Below are 17,605 nucleotides of genomic sequence, written 5' to 3' on the forward strand. Positions count from 1 at the left end.
TGAACACATGGGGGCTTAAAATTATATATTTGATTTCAAAATAAAACCTCATCAACTGGAACGGGATTCATTATTTTGAATGCTCCTTTAAAAGTGCTCCGATTTCTGAAACATACCGGGTCAGTCTCAAGCTTATTTCCGCCTTCATCACGTCTCGGGTAAGTCCAAAGCGCTCCTGGTAGCCGCGGCATAAGATTTGAAAATAAATGATAAAATCATCCTGTTCATTTTCCAACACTTTGATATTCCGCTGCTTCAATTCCCTCCGCAATTCGTAAGTATCCTGGAGGATTCGTTTTTGGACATTCTGCCCAAATATTAAATACAAGCCTTTCAGGGCGTTCGTGGAATGCGCAATTTCGTTGATGCTTTTTTCCACCATAGTGTCAATATACGGTAGAAGGATCATGTCACGGACTTTCGTTCGTTCTTCAATGGTCAACTTTTTACCCGATGTCCCTCGCTGTTGATCGTCATATTGCTCTGAGTGCTCCGCCATCAGCATTTTTGTCTTCCAGCGCTCATTTCCGTCCAGCTTGCTCATTTAAAATGACCTCCAATTTGCCCCGCTCTCTCGCGGGCCACACCAGAATCAAGTAAAGAAGATGCTCTCATGATGGCATCGCTACCGTACCTTTCTTTAATTTCATCAATGGCATGTTCCCTATTGCGCGCCCGGACACGATCATCAAACAAGGTGAGTTGCATGGCGCTATCATCTGACAGCTGCGAAAGCGTGATTGCAAGTCGTGCAACGGGAAGACCAGTCCAATTATCAATAAATAGCTTGAAAACTGCGGCGGCTACCTCGTGCGTCAAATATGATGGATCTTGCAGCTTCATTTGCCGACTATAAGATTTGGATTTATTGCCGTCGGTCTCCGAGACTGCTATGGAAACCAACGCCCCCATATACCGGTATCGCCGCGCTCGTTGACAGACCTCGATAACTAACTCCAGCAGAACTACTTCAATCTCAGAGAGGCGTGTATAAAGGTTCCATCGTAACGCCTTACCGTGTCCCACCGACTTGAGCTGATGGCGGATCTCCGTGACAACGGGACTTGGATCGACCCCACGGGCAGTTTGCCAATAATATTCGGCTTGAATGTCGCTTTGCTTGCCCATCACCACCCGCATGCGCCGCTTAAATTCTCCCAGCTCCATTCGGGCAATATCGCCGATCGTAGTTATGCCAATGCGCGAAAAGTTTCGCGTCATCCGGCCAGCCACCATAAACATATTCTGTACCGGCAAGTTCCAAAGTGTAGATGTTAAGTCATCAAAGGTGAGCTCATATATGCCATCTTTAGCTTTTTTGGCGTAATTATCCGTGGCCATCTTGGCTAACACTTTTGTCGGGCCGATGCCCGAGCGAGTCCAAACCCCTGTTGAAAGTAATATATGGTGCTGGATGCTGCTGATCATATCCTTCAGGTTTCCACCGAAATAAGCCAGCGATCCGGTCACGTCGAGAAATTGTTCATCAATGGAATAAGGTTCGACTAAATCGGTGTAATTACGATAGATCTCCGAAATGAGTAAAGAGACCTTTATATAGGTCCCCATTCGTGGCCGAATTACCACAAGCTCTGGGCATTTTGACATCGCTTCACCAACACGAGAAGCCGTCGTAACACCTTTCGCTTTTGCGATTGGGCATGCCGCAAGGACAATACCATTCATCCGGGTCGGATCGCCTACAGCCACCGGCTTATCTTTTAGATCGGGGTGCGCGGCTTTTTCTACACTAGCGTAAAAACTCTGGCAGTCCGACAATAAAATAACTCTGTCTTTAGTTTGCAGCACACCACGCGCCTCCAAATAAGAACATTTGTTTGTATTATATGCGAATGTTTGTTCCCCATGCAAAGGTAATAATATCCACCAATAACTATGCCGATATATTTATTTCTTTATGACGCCCTTAGCTTATATTTTTAATAACAAAATTAATTTTATTGCCGAAAATGGAATAAACATGTAATTTATATCCAATAAATGGGAGGGTTTTTCAATGAAAAGAAACTGGTTAATTGGTTTACTGGTAATCATGTTGGTTGGTTTAGTACCGGCAACCGGGTTTGCTGCATCGCCTAATCCTTCAATAACACAAAGCCCAATAACTATTATGGGGGATGGTTCCTTCAGTTATGACGGAGTTATAATGGATTCTGTTGAGGCTTTCGAGTTTGCATACGACAAATCAGATGGGGCTCATCTTAGATTTTACCTTGATGATAAAGAACATGTAGGGATGAAATTAGTAGTTTATTCTCCAGATGGAAAAGTATTTTATAACGGCCATACTCAATCTAGTAATGGATTTAAAGTTTTGAGAGATGGGGCTGCTGGACCAGAAGGAACTTACACAATAAAAGTTGTAACTGATGATGGTAGTTGGGGCTGGTATTATGGTGTTGCAGCTCGAGCATACTAAGTAAAGCTGAAAAACCTTCGTCGACCAAATATGGGTTGTTGCGAAGCCTTGTTTTGGTTGAGTTTAAACTCTAAACCCGGGCCGTTATGGTGCCTGGGTTTCTTTTGTTTGGGAAAGGTTTAAAATGAAAACAAGCAATGAAGGAGGGAACGTTATGTGCGGGCGATTTACATTAGCACTTCCTATAGATGAGTTATTATTACGATACATCATATACGAATCAACAATCACGGATTTTACCCCAAAGTATAATATTGCCCCTATGCAGCAGGTCCCGGCTGTAATCGGCAGCAAGTATGGAAACCGCTTAGGACTACTGCGCTGGGGACTGGTCCCATCATGGGCCAAAGATGACAAAATCGGGAGCAAGATGATAAATGCGCGGGCCGAGACACTCACGGAAAAGCCAGCTTTTAATCGCCTTTTGGCAACGCGCCGCTGTATCATCCCAGCCGATGGGTTTTATGAATGGCAGCAGCGCACTGGCTCGAAGCAGCCATACCGGATCCTGATGAGGGACGGAGGTATTTTCTCCTTCGCCGGTTTATACGATATTTGGGTGGATCCCGATGGTAACAAACTAGCCACTTGCACCATCATCACAACGGAGCCAAACAGCCTCATGGCTGACATCCATAACCGTATGCCGGTCATACTCCGACAGGGCGATGAGGCCGAGTGGATTGATCGTGAGAATGCGGATGCTCCCTCGCTTCTGAGACTGCTTAAGCCCTACGATGCCATTAAGATGAGAGCTTATCCCGTTTCTGCCGCTGTAGGAAATGTACGTAATGACTCCCCTGAACTTCTAATGGAAATAAAATAAGCCCGCTGACCAATTAAGGTTAGCGGGCTTTTCACCATTACTGCCGAATATTGCAACGGCTCCATAATTAATGCATCAGTTCAAATGCTCGGAAAATCAACGCGGCGCATTCAGCACGACTCAAGTCACGTTTCGGCTTAAACGTTGAGTCTGGATAACCGGTGATCACTTGCTCAGCGGACAATGCTGCCACTTCCGGTTTGGCCCAAACAGCGATCAAATATGCGTCCTTAAAACTAGCTTGAGCAGTAGGAATGCTATCTTTATAGGCGGCATTAGCAATCATTTTTGCAGCCTGCTCTCTTGTGATCGGATCGAAAGGCCGAAACTCCTTCGTGTTGATGCCTTTAGCCACACCGTTAAGAACGGCTGTCGATAACTCTGGAGCGTACCAGGCTGAACGTTGGACATCCTCAAAGGTAAGTGGAACATCAGATGTCTCCTGCAATTCCAAGGCGCGAACAAGCATGGAAGCAAATTCAACGCGCGTAACTTCTCGGTCCGGCTCAAATTGTGAATCAGATACTCCTTTGATAATCCCTTTATCATAAAGGGCAAGGATCTCATTCTTCGCGAAGGAATTGCCGATGTCATTGAAGCCATGCTTACTCCCATCACTCCCGAGTGATTCATTACCTTGACCCGAAGATGGAACTGGCTTTTCCACTGGCTGGTTCGGATTTGTAGGATTTTCAGAAGGGGCTCCTCCGCTCCCAGATTCTCCTGACGGTGGCGTAGGCGCAGGCAAAGTTTGGCCTGTGGCTGCTTTCGGATCTGTCTTATCGCCTACACTGTTCTCAGTCCAAACATCGATGGTGTAACTTTGATCAGACTTTAAGGTATTCACAGTAAACGATTTGTCCTTACCACGATGTAGTTCCTTACCACCCATTGCATAAACAAAGACTTCGTTCACGAGCAGAGTGTCTACTTTGACCGTCAGCGACGATGTAGTGGGATTAACAACTGAAACCTTAAAACCAGAAGACGGCAGCGTCACAAATGGAGGAACCGGAACTGCATGACCTTCACCAGCTCCATTAACTGGAACAACCGTCCAATCATCATATTCCTTAGCACTTTCCAGCCCGTCGATCTCTTTCGCAGTTTCCGGGGCTGTGATGATACCAACCACATTACCATCGCCATCTACGACTTTATACTGATCAGCACCCGCTACAGGCTTGACGATGATCACTACAGAATGCTCATCTCGATCTCCGATAGTGATCGGCTGGTCACCATCTGGATCGTTCGGATCAACGCTCCAGTCCGCTGGGAGGGTTCGCTGCGTGAAACTCGATTTCTCTCCTTCGCCGGTGTCGTTGACCGCCGCTATAAAGACAGTTCGCGTTTCACCGGGCTTCATGTTTGCGGCAGTGTAGTTCGCTTCTTCCGTTTCGGCGACCTGTTCATATTTGTCATTATAGACGAGATATTTTATGGCACTTTCTACCTTATCCCAAGCCAGAGTGAATCCATCAGATTTAACCTCTACAATATGCAGGTTACTAGGGCTGCCCGGTAGGGTAAGCACTCCATTTAAGTATGCAATATCCCCAAAACCTGATTCATTCTTTGCTGAAATTGAGTAATCATGTTCCGTTCCGCTTCCCAGTCCTGTGTCGATATATGACAAATCAGGGCCACTATAACGACTAGCAGCATCGCGTAGCAGTTCGTAGATCGAAGCAGTTGGGGAAGCGCTCCATCCAAGCTCTAATTCCTTTTCCCTGATTAGCACTGATTTAAACTCACCGGGAGCAGCTGGTAATGACAAAAAGCCAAGAATACTACTCTGCCCGTATCCACTGGCATTTTTGGCTGAAACCATAGCAGTGTATTGCTTGCCCGGTTCGATCCCGGTTACTTGATGTACTCCAGCGGAGTTAAGTTCCTTTTCATAAACGGGGTTAGCGCCTTCCTTTACTGTAAGAAGATATCCCTCAGCGGACATAGCATCATCAAATGAAACGTTGACCGTACTGCTATTGTTCGGTACAAATGAGACTTTCAAATTCTCAACCGCAGCAGGCAGCGTGAGCACTTTGAATGGTCCGCTCCAAGCGCTTTCGCCTAGATGGTTTGAGGCTTTAATCCGATACTGATAGGTTGATCCAGCGACTAATCCCTCTTCCTTGATCTGGTTTACTGGGTAGTTTACAGTCCACTGTTTTCCGGTTGTGATATCTTCCACTGTATATTGATAGCCATCCGTTAATCCAGTAGGCAACGTCCATCCGATTTGTGCAAAATCGCTTCCCACATTGTCAACATTGAGCACAGGAATGTCTGGTTGTTTTTGAAACTGCAAAGGGCCGCTGACAACCGTGGTAGTATTGCCAGCCATATCCTGCGCTTTTGCATGCACGTACCACTCGCCCTCGTCCGCCAACTTCAGGTCAACTTGGTCTTGGTCTGCAAGATCCCACGTAGCCGGTTCATCCGGCGTATGGGTCACCTTATATAACCGATTGTTAGGATCCACACCAGAGAGTGCATCCGAAAACATGATTTCGACGTTGATCGGATCACTCGTCCAAGCTTTTTCGGTCGGCGTGATGCTCAAGATCGGCGCGGTTTTATCCATGATAAGGGTTCCGACATACTGAACCTGGTCGGTTCCTTCCTTCCCATCGTCCGCGTGAACGTCAATATTTGTATAAATCCCTTCCGGGATATCACTAAGATTCCAAGTAAGCTCCCACGGCTTGGGCAGGGTAGCATTTGTAACTTGAACTGATTTTTCAATTCCATTTAGGCTGGCCGTGATCGTGACCGGATCTCCGTCCACATCCACTATTGTCCCTTGAATGGAAAGGCTTGGAGCACTCGAACTTACAGTACGATCGGAATTATCTACCGAAAGGACTGGAAACATATTCATAGTTTGTTTTTTCACATACCAGAATCCATCCGAGTGCAAACCATCATTCGGATAGGTTCCATCTACATCCAAAATATTGGTCTGCAAAAGTTGATCCTTTACCTCCGTTATTACTGCGGTTGCTCCCTTTTTATATTGAGTAACCCAAATATATTGACCAGCCGAATTTACAACTCTAAATCTGTACAAAGTTGTCCCACTTAAACCCGAGCCGGATGTTTTATAATAGTCGATCCCTTGATTAAGCTTTTCTTGATTATTCTTAACTGTATAGTTCCCGGTAGACGGATTAAAAGAATAATCAATGTACTTACCGCCACTACTATAAGCATCCCAAGTAGACTCTCTAGAGTCAAAGTCGCTAGTCCATTTTGTATCTTCAGTATATTCTGTTGCATTTTTTATACTGTACTTATCCCAATAAAACAAAGGCGTTTTATCAACTGTTAGCTGCCCAGTATACGAACCTGTTATCGTTCCGCCCCTACCGTCATCCACAGTAACTTGAATAGGCGTGAATGTTCCTGCTGTAGAAAATTCGTTAGTCCGCCATGACAATGACCAAGTTTTAGAAGTAGAAGTGTTCGAGATGGCAACTTGTTTAGCCACCCCGTTAATGGTTGCAGAAATTGATAAGGTATCACCATCCAGATCAGATGCACTCCCGGAAATCGTAAAGGTATCGAAGCCAGGTTTTAAGTTTATGTTTCTATCTCCTGATTGCGTAATCAGAGCTTGAGGTTGATTATTGGGCACCGTTCCACCTTTAACATACCAAAAACCATCTGAGTGTAATCCGTTATCTGGATATGACCCCTGAGCAGCGCGGATATTGGACTGAATTAAAGTCCCCTTGCCTTTTACCGTTCGCTGAGCCAATTGGTGCCAATAAGTGTCCACATACCACGAGCTTGTAGGTTCACCGGGTTTATTATAAACGTAATACTGCATAATATTTGAACTACCAGTTTGACCACTATAATAAAGAGCCGGGGATGTCACGCCTTCAAATGATGTGATGTGTTCCTGCATAATATAAGTCCCATTATTTTCTATACGATAAGACCTATACTGATCACCAGTAATTCCAAACGCGTTCTGGAACCAATACGGCCCCCGTCCAATATCACTATTATTTACATATTCGGTCCAAATTTGTGTATCTACAGCCGTATATTTACTCCAATAATAATAAACTTGAGGATTAACAGTTATTTTACCGTTATACGTGGTAGTGGAGCTTCCACCTTTTGCGTCTGTAGCGGTTACTATAATGGAGTTATCCGTCCCAACCGCAAGCTCAGATCCAGACCAGGTTAACGTCCACGTCTTAGCAGTTGAATTAGCTGCTATAGCTACTGTTTTTGCAGCCCCTCGAACTGTCGCAGATATATTCACACTTTCGCTGTCCGTATCGGCTATGGTTCCAGAAATCGAAAAGGTTCCACCGTCATTATAAAGGCTTTTATCCCCATTCTGATTAACGATTAATGTTGGCAGATTATCCGGCCCTAGGTACTCATAATAAAAAGACCCATTTACCCCATCACGAGGATATGCCGCGATATTAGTTGATGTGACATACCTCCCGGTAGGTTGGTCTTTTAATGTGCCATTCATAAGGGTGATGTCATATGCTGCATAAGTCTGAACCACTTCATAATCGGACCACCCCGGAGTTACCTGGCCCTTATACTGCAAGTAACTATACAAGCTCTTGTGATCTGAAGAGATGGTGTAGTACACAAAACTGTCAGCTGTTCCTCCGGTGTTCACAGAAATCATCGCTGATGCAGGGTCTGTCAATGTAGTAGTGCCAGTTGCAGGGTCAAGTTTATAGTTAGTATACTGAGTCCCCGAAAACCACGATGATCCTAAACCCCTTATATCAGATGCAGTTCGATACAGACCCCAATACTGACCTTGTTTTGTCGTATACTCCTTCCAGGTGTACGCTTGACCAGCAGCAAAAACATTCCCGCCCCCCCAAAATGAAAAGCCTGAAAGCAAGATTGCAACCGAAAGAATTAAGCTAGTTGCCTTTTTATACCATTTCACTTTATATCCCTCCCTTTTTAATTCAAATAAGAAAGGCCCTGTCATTGGACAGCGGCCTCATTACTATTCATCTTATCCTCAAAATTAAAGTCGAGCTGAACGCCTGTAGGAACAAGATAAATTTCGCCTTCCTCTTGATAATGAATAAGTGCTGCCGCTACACCGGGGCTTTTTGTTTCTACTACCGCAATGGCTGGAATTGGATTCTGATTCCCTGTTCCCTCGCTTTGCGGTTCATAGCCGTTCTGATTTTGACGATCCTTTATCAAAAGTCCTTTCAAAAGCGGATCGACGGCAGGTGTTATCAGTTTTGATGGCTGTCGGTCCTCGCCCTTAATGTAAACATAGGCATCAGCAACAGTTCCGGGCTTAATCATATCGCCCGCACTCTTAACCTGGTCTGTTTGAACCCCGACGAACATGGCCCCATCTTTCAGCTCTAGGCTTTCTCCATACTTACTGTCCTTCGCTGGAACGAGCATGGATTTGGATACCGGTATTCCCTTCGGAATCCCAATCTCTGTTGTTACCCAAGCTCCACCATCCAGTTCCTTTAGGTCTCGGATGGCATCAACCGGAACTTCGCTCTTTACAACCTTGCGTTGGACAAGCATGCCCTCAACCATGCTATTTGGCGGCAAATTATCCTCCGCCACATAAACAAGCTCTGTTGTTACCTGCTTTTTCACGATACTGCTTTGTATGACGATTGCTACCCCTGCCAAGATTAAAGCAGCAACCACAATCAGTATTCGCCGCATTGCTTTATTCCAAAATTTCTTCAACCTACGTTCACTCCTCTACTTAAATTCACCAAGATACGGTGTATGTCTTTTGATTGTGAGCCGATAGGCATCCAGTCCGAATATCCTACCAGCAACGAGCTTCACATTCGTATCAAATTGGGCTTCGATTCTTGGCACTGTCCCCAGATAAGTCACAGATACCCTCAACTCACTATCCAAAAAGTGATCATTAGTGAGGTCAGTATTCAGTTTTAAATTATTTTTCAAAATACTATGGACAGTTCCTTCGGCTACAGCTTCATTCAATTCCAAACGGCCGCGCTGGTTTTCTATTTCCTGTGTACTTGCTATAATGGCCCCATCCAGCGCCTGATCTACCGCCTTTTCAATTTTTAAATGTGCGTTGTACAAAAAAAGAAAGTCGGTCAAGAAGAACAAAGCAAAGGCGCCGAATAGGATCAGCGCCAGATTTCGAAACATATTTCATCACTTCCTTATCGGAAGAATGTATGAGCCAGGCCGTTCGCCTTAACACGAATCGGAAGCTGCACCGTCTTTCCTAATGGCTTTAGACCGATACATTCATATACCATACTGGTTTCAACTACAACGGTTTCTCCTCGCGCTACCCTCTTGGGTGTAGCCGTAAGAGATACCCTAGCCGGATCAATGCCCGACTTTTGCACAAGATGATCGAACTGTTCCCGATTCACACTGTCGTAGCCATTCTCTGCCTTTACAACCTCAAGCAACTCATTCGTAGCAACCGTCAATTTCTGTTGCTGGACGATGTAGCCGTACAGATCGATCCCAAGGTAGAGAAATATGGCTGCAATCAGCATGAAAAACATTAGTGGGATGGAGCCAACAGCTCCAAGGCGATTTTTAAGTGGAGCAAACATCTTCTTTTTCAATAGTTTCACCTCCTGCTACAAAACCAGAAATATGTCATTACGAAAGATTATCAAGTCTTCCTGTGATATTTTCCCAGAAGGTCGGTAGCCAGCCCTTGATCAATCCCCACACAACCACAATGGCCAATACAGCCAACAGCGCATAACCCAAAATCTCTACAATGGATGCCCCTTGCTGATTTTGTAAAGGATTGATCAATCTGAGGACGACAGTTTCAAAGCGGCGGACCACTTTCCACTTAACATCATTTTTCCAAGCCACCACTTTGTTCAAAAATCTTTTCATTTCAAATACCTCCTGAATTTTTATAAATTTTGAATTTGTGAAAAAATATCAATGAATGCAATAATAACTGCTGCAAAGGCATGAAGGGCAACCAGAACATATAGCAGCTTAATCTTCTCTGGCTGACTACGAGTGACTTCCTTTAGTGCGGCAAGCCGGAGTTTTCGGAGATCCCCCTTAATGCTGTCGAAATACTTTTTGGCCTCGCCATACCCACTGTTCACCCCGATCTTTACGGCAGAGGCAAAATCCCGCATAACAGGCACATCAGTTTCAGCTGCAAATAAGTCAACAGCATCAGTGAGCTTCATAATTCGGATATTGGCGTTTAATCGAGAGAGCATCTTCTTCATTCGTGGGCCACTCGTTTCTTCAAGCCTCTGAATGGTTGTCATAAATGACTTCCCCGTTTCAAGCGCAATCATCATTTTGCTGATCAGCTGAGGAAGATCACGAATAATTTCATCCTGCCTACGTTTGTAGGCTTTTGGAATCTCACCCATTTGTGCAAAGAAAAATACGACCATCGCAACAGGAATCGCCAGAAACAACATGGGCATGTGAAGCAAGAAAGGCAGCACGAAAAAAGGAAGGCTTCCGGCAAGCGATTTGACCGCTTTATCAGCAAGCTCTTCCTCAAATGTGTTTTCCTTCCCAAGTAAGTTGTACATACGCCGACGCTTCCCGCTCCCATTGAAAATAGGCAGTTTCAGTTGCATTAATCTGGGTATGATTCGATCTACGAAAAATACGGTGAACGGATCCATTCTTAATTGACGCAATTCCTTCTGGTTTTTCTGGAGTAAAGCTGCTTGGTTCGCATATCGCTTCTCCGAATCAAACCCCGGTAAAAGATTTTTCAATACCAGCCCGGTCAATATAAGGATGGACAAAAATAATAGAGCACTTGACACAAGCAATGGGCATTCCCCCTTTTAAATTTTATCGAGATTGAGCGATAAATAATCGTCCCCTTTGCCGACTGCATATAAAGTCGCAGCAGCAAAAGAAACGATATATATTTGTCCATGCAACGTATTCAAAAATACATTGGCGTTCCCATTATTCATAAAAGACATCATGATCGGCATCATCCACGCCATGCCGATCACGGTAAATAGCTGCTTCCGTTTACTTTTCGCTTCGATATCCAACTCCTGTATTTGAGTTATATCCTCCCCGATTTCTTCAACAGTTTCCTTCAAGCTGTCCAATGATTGGGGATGGAAACCTTCCATTTGAGCCAGCTTCAATTTGTCTAAGAAATCTTCCATCCTTCGTATCCGCAAATCGCCCATCATTTCATCAAACACACGATCAACGGGAAGACCAACACGTAGTTGATTCGATGCTTTTTCAAATACAGGCTTAGTCACTCCATCCATATCAAGCACCGCATTTTCCAAAGCCTTTTGAACATTCGGAAAGTCAGTGAGCTTACTGATGAAAAGACGCAAGTTGGAGGGCAGATCAAATAAAACATTCTGCCTTATTTTCCGTTTAACCTTGAGGACGATGGTTCTCGGCAATGTAAAACATAACACTGCACCCAGGCCAACGAAAAAGTAATTACCTGTAAACACTGCAATCGCCCCAATCACCATGATGGATAGCAAAACCAGGAAACTGAATTCCCGAAATGAAAGCGACCATCCAACCGTCTCAGCTTCTTTCCTTATTTGTTCATAGCCGAGCAATTTAGATAAAGAAAAGCCTTTATTCTCATTTGTTTTAGGAATGATTAAGGCCAAGGTTATAAAGGCCAAACTAAAAAAGTAAATGTAGAACATCCAGATCGGCATTGTCTCACTCCTCACACCAACGGGATACGACAGCATCAGGAGCACCTTCTGCGATGAGCTTCCGTCTTAATTTCTTTAGCTTTCCTACCTGATTGAACTGACGATTAACAGGATCATATTGAAAAATGGGCTGAATAAGGGGTTGATCACCTTCAAAGCCTATAAGCTCCCCTATCTCAAATACAACTCTTTTGCCTGTTGATGCCTCATATTTTTGATACAAAATAAGATCAAAAGACATGGCTATTTGCGAGGCTGCCATAGTGTTGTTTCCCGAAAGCTGAAGGAAGCGCACAGCCGCTTCTTCCGTCCCGTTGGCATGTATCGTCAGATGTACAATATGTCCTGTATTCGCAGCTACAAGCGCTTGGCTGGCTGCAAATTCATCCCGGACTTCACCGACCAGAATAACATCAGGATTTTGCCGAAGACTTGTTTTCACGAGCTTAGGAATGAGGTAGGCCTTCCGTTCATCCTCGTGCTCCTTGGCAATTACACTGGCTATGTTCGGATAGTTCTGGTAGGTTGTCTTCCCTTTGAGTATCATTTCTTCCGAGTCTTCGATGCAAAAAAATCGCGTCAGCCGGTCATAATAGGCCGGGAAACGAATGAGTTGCGTGGTCTTCCCACTGTTGGTGCCTCCAGCAATCACCGTATTAATACCGTAGGGCAGGATATCCGCAAGAAACCGGGAAATGTCCGGCGAGATATTCCCGTAAGCGATGCATTGCTCGTCCGAAAATACATCTGGAGGAAACTTGCGAATGGAAATGACAGGGCTACCAGTACTAACCCCGCCTCTTGTTACATCCATGATTACATTGATGCGAAACCCCCGATAATTGGCGTCAATTACTGGTTCATTCGCAGTCAGTGTCTTGCCGATCGGCATGAGCATTTTATCAATGGTCTGATAGATATGATCATTGTCTCGAAACCGGATTTCAATCATATGCATAGGAAAGCCGTCGCGTTCGACAATAACTTCAGCCGGGCCATTAATCTCGATACTACTGATGCGGTCATCGTCAAGGGCAGGCTGCAATACTCCCATTTCCGTAATCTCAGTACGGATATAGTCAATAACCTCTCCGATATCTACGCTAAACTTCATATCCCGTTGATCCCGAATGTAGTCAGAAATATGGTATTTGACCCGGTTTCGCGCCTGCTCATCAATAATGGCCCGAACAAATTCATCGTTGTAATTAGTGATGAGATATTGCTGTGTTCTCTCCAACAATGTTTTCAAATTTTCATCGTCCGTCTTGCTACGAGCATTTGTCGCCTTAATTTCAGGCCGACGGTACTGCACGTACTCTGCCGGATTGATCATTCCGATTGCCATGCTCCCCCTCCTCCCAAGCAGCAAATAATTGTTCTGGATGACTCAGAATGGTCTCTTCCTTGAAATCGCCATTCTTGAACTCACTGAACAGGCTGACATTCCGTACATCGTAATCCTGCCTTAAAACTTTGTAAGCGGCATAGGCCCGGATAATTTCAACCGGCTCATTCATGTTCAGCACAACGTGATCAGCTTCACGCAGTGAGAAGAAAGTCATCGGGTGAATCAACTGGCCCTGCAAAATCATAAAGATATAATGATAGCCGGACAAATGAACTTTTAAATAGGCAGGCATCTCTTGCAGCGTTTTATCCTGCTGAAGCTTAATCAGTGTAGGACTATCCAGCTTACTTTTGGGTTGAATCAGGAGTCCATCGAAACCATCAAAATGTTGAAGATAGCTATGAATCCCCTGCAACATTCCTCGGTCATAGTCGATCAGCAACTGATCCACCGTCTGTGCATGCCCCAGCTCTGAAACGCCCATGCGATAGGCGACACGCGGCAGCCCCAAACATGGAAGCTCTACGACAACAGCCGTTTCTTCTCGCTTTTTGACAAAGCTCAGTAGCTTCTCAAGAAGCAGTGACGAATCACTTCCTGCCGGATTCCAAAGTGCAATCATGCAGCCTTTGGTGGAACGAGGCATCCCTTTCTTTTTATTTTTGTTGAACACAAAACATCTCTCCTCTCGTATCTGCAAAGTGGATAAAGCTTCCCCTTCATCCTTTGAACATAAAAAAAGCCCCTACTCAATAAAGAGTAGAGGCCTTGTTCAGTGTGCAAACCATCGTTTTCGTTTTTCTTTGGGCTGATCCAGCCAATAAGCCAGCTCGCCTGCATCAGTAAAAGGATTCGCCTTTAAAGGATTTAATAAGGAGGGAACAGCCGGGAACATTTCCCGAAACTCTTTAATCATTTCTTCATCCGCATAGTTAACCACAACAGATGATTTTCGCATAAGGACTTGAACATTATTAATATGCTGAACAAGAAAGTGCAGATCCCAGGGAGCGGCTGACAAGGTTATGAATTGGAATTGGCTACGCAAAAATTCTTGTGCCGCCGAATTTAAATTTAACCTTTCCTCAGCTTCATCAACCAAGACGCTCAAGTCAAGAATAACAGCTTCATAACCAAGCGTATAAATTTCAGCCACATCAAAAGGTGAACGGTTTGGATAAAAATCAATTCCTTGCCGGTGAAATTTCAGTCCATCAAAATCCGTTGCGAAACTGACGATATCAGATGGTCGCGGTTCACTCCGATATTCCACAAAAGCTGTCTTCAATCCCCTACTCGCTGTTTCATAGGCAATTTGCAGGGTCGTATGTGTATTTCCGCTCCGTTTCATTAAACTTCCAACAGCGACAATATAGGGCTGAGGCACATGCGGAATGAGAGGTTTTTCAGCTTGGAGAGCTGGTTCAGTAGAGAAATCCTCCTGACCCACTTCTGGTGACTCCTGTTCTTTCGTTTCTTCCGCAGGCTCCAAGAGCAATTCTTCCTCCCTTGATTGCTTTTTAGGAATTACTTTCAATCCTTTTGTCCAATCTGTCAGCAAAGCCTGAATCTTGCCTTTGTTCTTCTCTAAGGAAAATCCAACTTTACTGCCGACTTTCTCTTTGGACAGTTGCGGAGATTCAGTATGAAAATTAGGAATATCAGCCAGCGTCTTCTTAGTTTGAATCCATTTTTGTATATCCTCTATGCTAAAATTTTCAGCCGCATAAACATCGTATATACCATACATCCCAAGACTTTTTTGCCAGCCAACATCCACTTCAGGCAGTACAACAATTAGACGCATTTCAGGTACGCGCATGCGCACTTCTTTAAGATAATTCACGCATTCCTGCTTACGAATCACCCCCAGCCCCCCGTCCACAATAGCAATTTCTGCATCAACTTGTCCTGCCGATGCAGCAACAGCAAATTGTTCCAGGGTTACATCTGTTCCCGAAATATCATCCCCCTGTGTTTTTAGCGCTTCAGTAAGAGGGGGCAAAATTGAAAGATCAAATACCAGATGCAACTTCACCGCTAGTTCCTCCTTTATCGAAAAGCCAGTCCAAAATGGACATCATCGCTTCAAAAATTTGGGGCCAGAAATTGATGATCAAATACCCAATAACGGATAGAAACAACACTAAAAAAGCAAATGACAACAGCTTTTTGTAAAATAATCCTCCAATGAGTAAGACCAGAAAAACAGCGAGTGCAAGGTAAATGTAGAAGTTACTTCCTGATCGGGCTGCTTCAAAAAGCTCCTCCCCCTTTTGATTCAAACGATTACCAACCTCTTCCGGATCAAATCCTTTGGAACCTTCTTTAATCTCTTGAGTTACAGAAGTCGTTTCGCTCGAATCCGCACTAACACTGAAAGGGATACATCCAAACAATAGAACCATGGACATCAGAATAATCCGCACCTTTGAAATCATTTCTGCTTCCTCCCTTTTATAGCAAAACAAAAACAACCCCTAATATTAGAGGTTGTTTATTTGGCATACATTTACATCCATGAGAACATAGCTTCGCTAAGGACAAGGTAATAATAAACTACTTTGAAGCTGTATGTCAATCCCTCAAACCCGTTAATTCTTGATAAAAACTGGATACATTTTTCGACCACATAGAACCTGTTGCATATACCCCATTTGGATTAGTCGGATTACTCAGCCATTCAATCGAGTTCGTATCAGGCGGTCTGTTCTTAGATAGCTTCACAATCGTCTTGGCTGCTATTTCGGCGGCTTCTCCTGTTGTCAGCTCTGATCCTTTTCCTTCCTTCCAGCTTCCGAAAACGTTCCAAGGATTCTTAATAATTTTGTCCGCATACTTATTACTTTTCGGTACAAAAGACTGTTCCGCGCCTGTGATAGCAATGAGAAAATAAGGATCAATCCCTTGAACTTTAGCAGCAGCATCAATCATCCTCAGTGTTTCTTCGTTGGCAAGCAATGAATTCCGTTTATTCAACCACTTTATCAAGACTGGAATATCCAATGCACGATAAGTCAGAATATCAGAAGAACCGGAATAGCCGAAATAAAGTAGCGGGTTAACAGGTTCTCCGTTAATGCGTACTTCAAAATGCAGATGCGGCCCGGTTGAGCTTCCAGTGTTGCCTGACTCTGCAATCTCTTCCCCAGCCTTTACCTCCTGTCCAGATTTGACTTCAATTTTATCTAGATGGTAATACCTCGTTTCCATATCACTATGCTGGATCATGATCGCGTTCCCCGCAGAACCCATGTAATCGGCAAAGATCACTTTTCCCGCCTTCGCCGCGTAGACTGGTGACCCACTAGGCACTCCAATGTCGACTCCTGCATGCAGCTTGATTACCCCGGTAATCGGGTGGACTCGGCTCCCAAAAGTGGATGTAACGTTTGTCCCATTTGTCGGCCAGATCAAGTCTCCGGCAATCGGAGACCAGCCTATTAGCGATTCTCCCTCTCCGTCACCATCAGAAAGGTAAGATAGCCAATATTCCAAAAGAAAGTCCTGGTCCTCTGCTCTTTTGGCTCCATGAACAGATAGGATTTCTCTTAGCGGTTCCCAATCTTCGCTGTACATCGGTTCAATACGCTGTAACTTATCTTGGGTCACTGTTGTAGTTAAAGGACCGCATGAAGAGGATGCCGTTTCGATTGTTGTATCAGAGGTGTAAGTATAGCGATAATCATTTTGAATTGTTTCTGCTTGTTCAAGGAGAAGCACAGGCTGTCGTTCCGTCACTGTCGATTTTTCATATCCGACTTCTCCATCCTCATCTTCTTTTTGAACGCAGACTTCTTTTACCGTAACTACCTCTGAATTTTCCCATGTAAACTTAGGACGAACTTCTTCAAAAGTTTCCTCTGGCTTCAGCTCCACTTCTTTGACATGTTCATCTAAAAAAGTGTTAAAAAAAGAAGGATCGTTCAATGAACGATCCACTTGAGCCAGCCATTGCCAATTCAAAACGTAGGGCTGAACCTGCACTTCCTGATCCGCTGTCAATTCTTCACTCCAACGGTTAGCTATATTCTGATAGGTGTCAAACAACTGTTCATCCACTGCTTCTTTGGTTCCATAGAAGAAACCGGATGATCGTTCTTGAGCAGTATTGTAACTGCCCATCACAGATTGTTTGGGAAGTTCAAATATGACGAAGTAAACCAGAAACAGTATAAGGAAAATCCCCAATGCACCAAGTACATACGGAAGAACAGCTTTTAATAGCGACTTTATTCCTTTGTTTAGAAGTATTCTACCGCCCTGCTTCAACAATTTTTCAGGATCCATAATCT

At 44.3% G+C, this 17,605-nt stretch carries 16 protein-coding genes; 2 read left to right on the forward strand and 14 right to left on the reverse strand.

Going from position 1 to position 17,605, the window contains the following annotated elements; all coding sequences use genetic code 11:
- Positions 1 to 70 precede the first annotated feature (70 nt).
- Positions 71 to 544 carry a YhjD family protein gene (locus ACI48K_RS14040; protein ID WP_475028225.1) on the reverse strand — a complete coding sequence of 158 codons (474 nt, stop codon included), beginning with the start codon at positions 542 to 544 and terminating at the stop codon, positions 71 to 73.
- Positions 541 to 1,809: a DNA polymerase IV gene (locus ACI48K_RS14045; protein WP_475028226.1), complete on the reverse strand. Its 1,269-nt coding sequence runs from the start codon at positions 1,807 to 1,809 to the stop codon at positions 541 to 543. Before ACI48K_RS14045 ends, ACI48K_RS14040 begins: the two co-directional genes overlap by 4 nt.
- Before the next feature lie 208 nt (positions 1,810 to 2,017).
- On the opposite strand from ACI48K_RS14045, the gene ACI48K_RS14050 reads away from it, so the two are divergent.
- Together ACI48K_RS14050 and ACI48K_RS14055 are read left to right on the forward strand one after the other, a co-directional pair.
- Positions 2,018 to 2,440, forward strand: coding sequence for a hypothetical protein (locus ACI48K_RS14050; RefSeq protein WP_475028227.1), 423 nt, complete (start codon positions 2,018 to 2,020; stop codon positions 2,438 to 2,440).
- A gap of 154 nt (positions 2,441 to 2,594) precedes the next feature.
- On the forward strand, positions 2,595 to 3,266 hold the full coding sequence (locus ACI48K_RS14055) for an SOS response-associated peptidase (RefSeq protein ID WP_475028350.1): 672 nt from the start codon (positions 2,595 to 2,597) through the stop codon (positions 3,264 to 3,266).
- A gap of 67 nt (positions 3,267 to 3,333) precedes the next feature.
- Here ACI48K_RS14055 and ACI48K_RS14060 read toward each other — a convergent pair whose 3' ends face one another.
- The 12 genes from ACI48K_RS14060 to ACI48K_RS14115 form a co-directional block, all read right to left on the reverse strand.
- Positions 3,334 to 8,211: an S-layer homology domain-containing protein gene (locus tag ACI48K_RS14060; protein ID WP_475028228.1), complete on the reverse strand. Its 4,878-nt coding sequence runs from the start codon at positions 8,209 to 8,211 to the stop codon at positions 3,334 to 3,336.
- Between the two features lie 41 nt (positions 8,212 to 8,252).
- A complete protein-coding gene (locus ACI48K_RS14065) occupies positions 8,253 to 8,996 on the reverse strand; it encodes a CpaB family protein (RefSeq protein WP_475028229.1) in 744 nt (247 codons plus the stop codon).
- Positions 8,997 to 9,011: 15 nt separating this feature from the next.
- Complete coding sequence (locus ACI48K_RS14070; RefSeq protein ID WP_475028230.1) at positions 9,012 to 9,437, reverse strand: hypothetical protein; 426 nt, start codon at positions 9,435 to 9,437, stop codon at positions 9,012 to 9,014.
- A gap of 14 nt (positions 9,438 to 9,451) precedes the next feature.
- A complete protein-coding gene (locus tag ACI48K_RS14075; RefSeq protein ID WP_475028231.1) occupies positions 9,452 to 9,871 on the reverse strand; it encodes a DUF4320 family protein in 420 nt (139 codons plus the stop codon).
- Between the two features lie 37 nt (positions 9,872 to 9,908).
- On the reverse strand, positions 9,909 to 10,157 hold the full coding sequence (locus tag ACI48K_RS14080; protein ID WP_475028232.1) for a hypothetical protein: 249 nt from the start codon (positions 10,155 to 10,157) through the stop codon (positions 9,909 to 9,911).
- Positions 10,158 to 10,177: 20 nt separating this feature from the next.
- Positions 10,178 to 11,077, reverse strand: coding sequence for a hypothetical protein (locus ACI48K_RS14085; protein WP_475028233.1), 900 nt, complete (start codon positions 11,075 to 11,077; stop codon positions 10,178 to 10,180).
- 15 nt (positions 11,078 to 11,092) lie between these two features.
- The gene (locus ACI48K_RS14090; protein ID WP_475028234.1) at positions 11,093 to 11,959 is read right to left on the reverse strand and encodes a type II secretion system F family protein; all 867 of its coding nucleotides are present in this window, start codon (positions 11,957 to 11,959) and stop codon (positions 11,093 to 11,095) included.
- Between the two features lie 4 nt (positions 11,960 to 11,963).
- On the reverse strand, positions 11,964 to 13,307 hold the full coding sequence (locus ACI48K_RS14095) for an ATPase, T2SS/T4P/T4SS family (protein ID WP_475028235.1): 1,344 nt from the start codon (positions 13,305 to 13,307) through the stop codon (positions 11,964 to 11,966).
- Positions 13,255 to 13,983, reverse strand: a complete 729-nt coding sequence (locus ACI48K_RS14100; RefSeq protein ID WP_475028236.1) for a hypothetical protein — start codon at positions 13,981 to 13,983, stop codon at positions 13,255 to 13,257. The genes ACI48K_RS14095 and ACI48K_RS14100 overlap by 53 nt, the downstream gene beginning before the upstream one ends.
- A gap of 99 nt (positions 13,984 to 14,082) precedes the next feature.
- Positions 14,083 to 15,348, reverse strand: a complete 1,266-nt coding sequence (locus tag ACI48K_RS14105; protein ID WP_475028237.1) for a hypothetical protein — start codon at positions 15,346 to 15,348, stop codon at positions 14,083 to 14,085.
- Complete coding sequence (locus ACI48K_RS14110) at positions 15,326 to 15,751, reverse strand: hypothetical protein (RefSeq protein WP_475028238.1); 426 nt, start codon at positions 15,749 to 15,751, stop codon at positions 15,326 to 15,328. Before ACI48K_RS14110 ends, ACI48K_RS14105 begins: the two co-directional genes overlap by 23 nt.
- 136 nt (positions 15,752 to 15,887) lie before the next feature.
- The gene (locus tag ACI48K_RS14115) at positions 15,888 to 17,600 is read right to left on the reverse strand and encodes a M23 family metallopeptidase (RefSeq protein ID WP_475028239.1); all 1,713 of its coding nucleotides are present in this window, start codon (positions 17,598 to 17,600) and stop codon (positions 15,888 to 15,890) included.
- Between the last annotated feature and the right edge of the window lie 5 nt (positions 17,601 to 17,605).

Source organism: Paenibacillus terrisolis, from assembly GCF_056171975.1.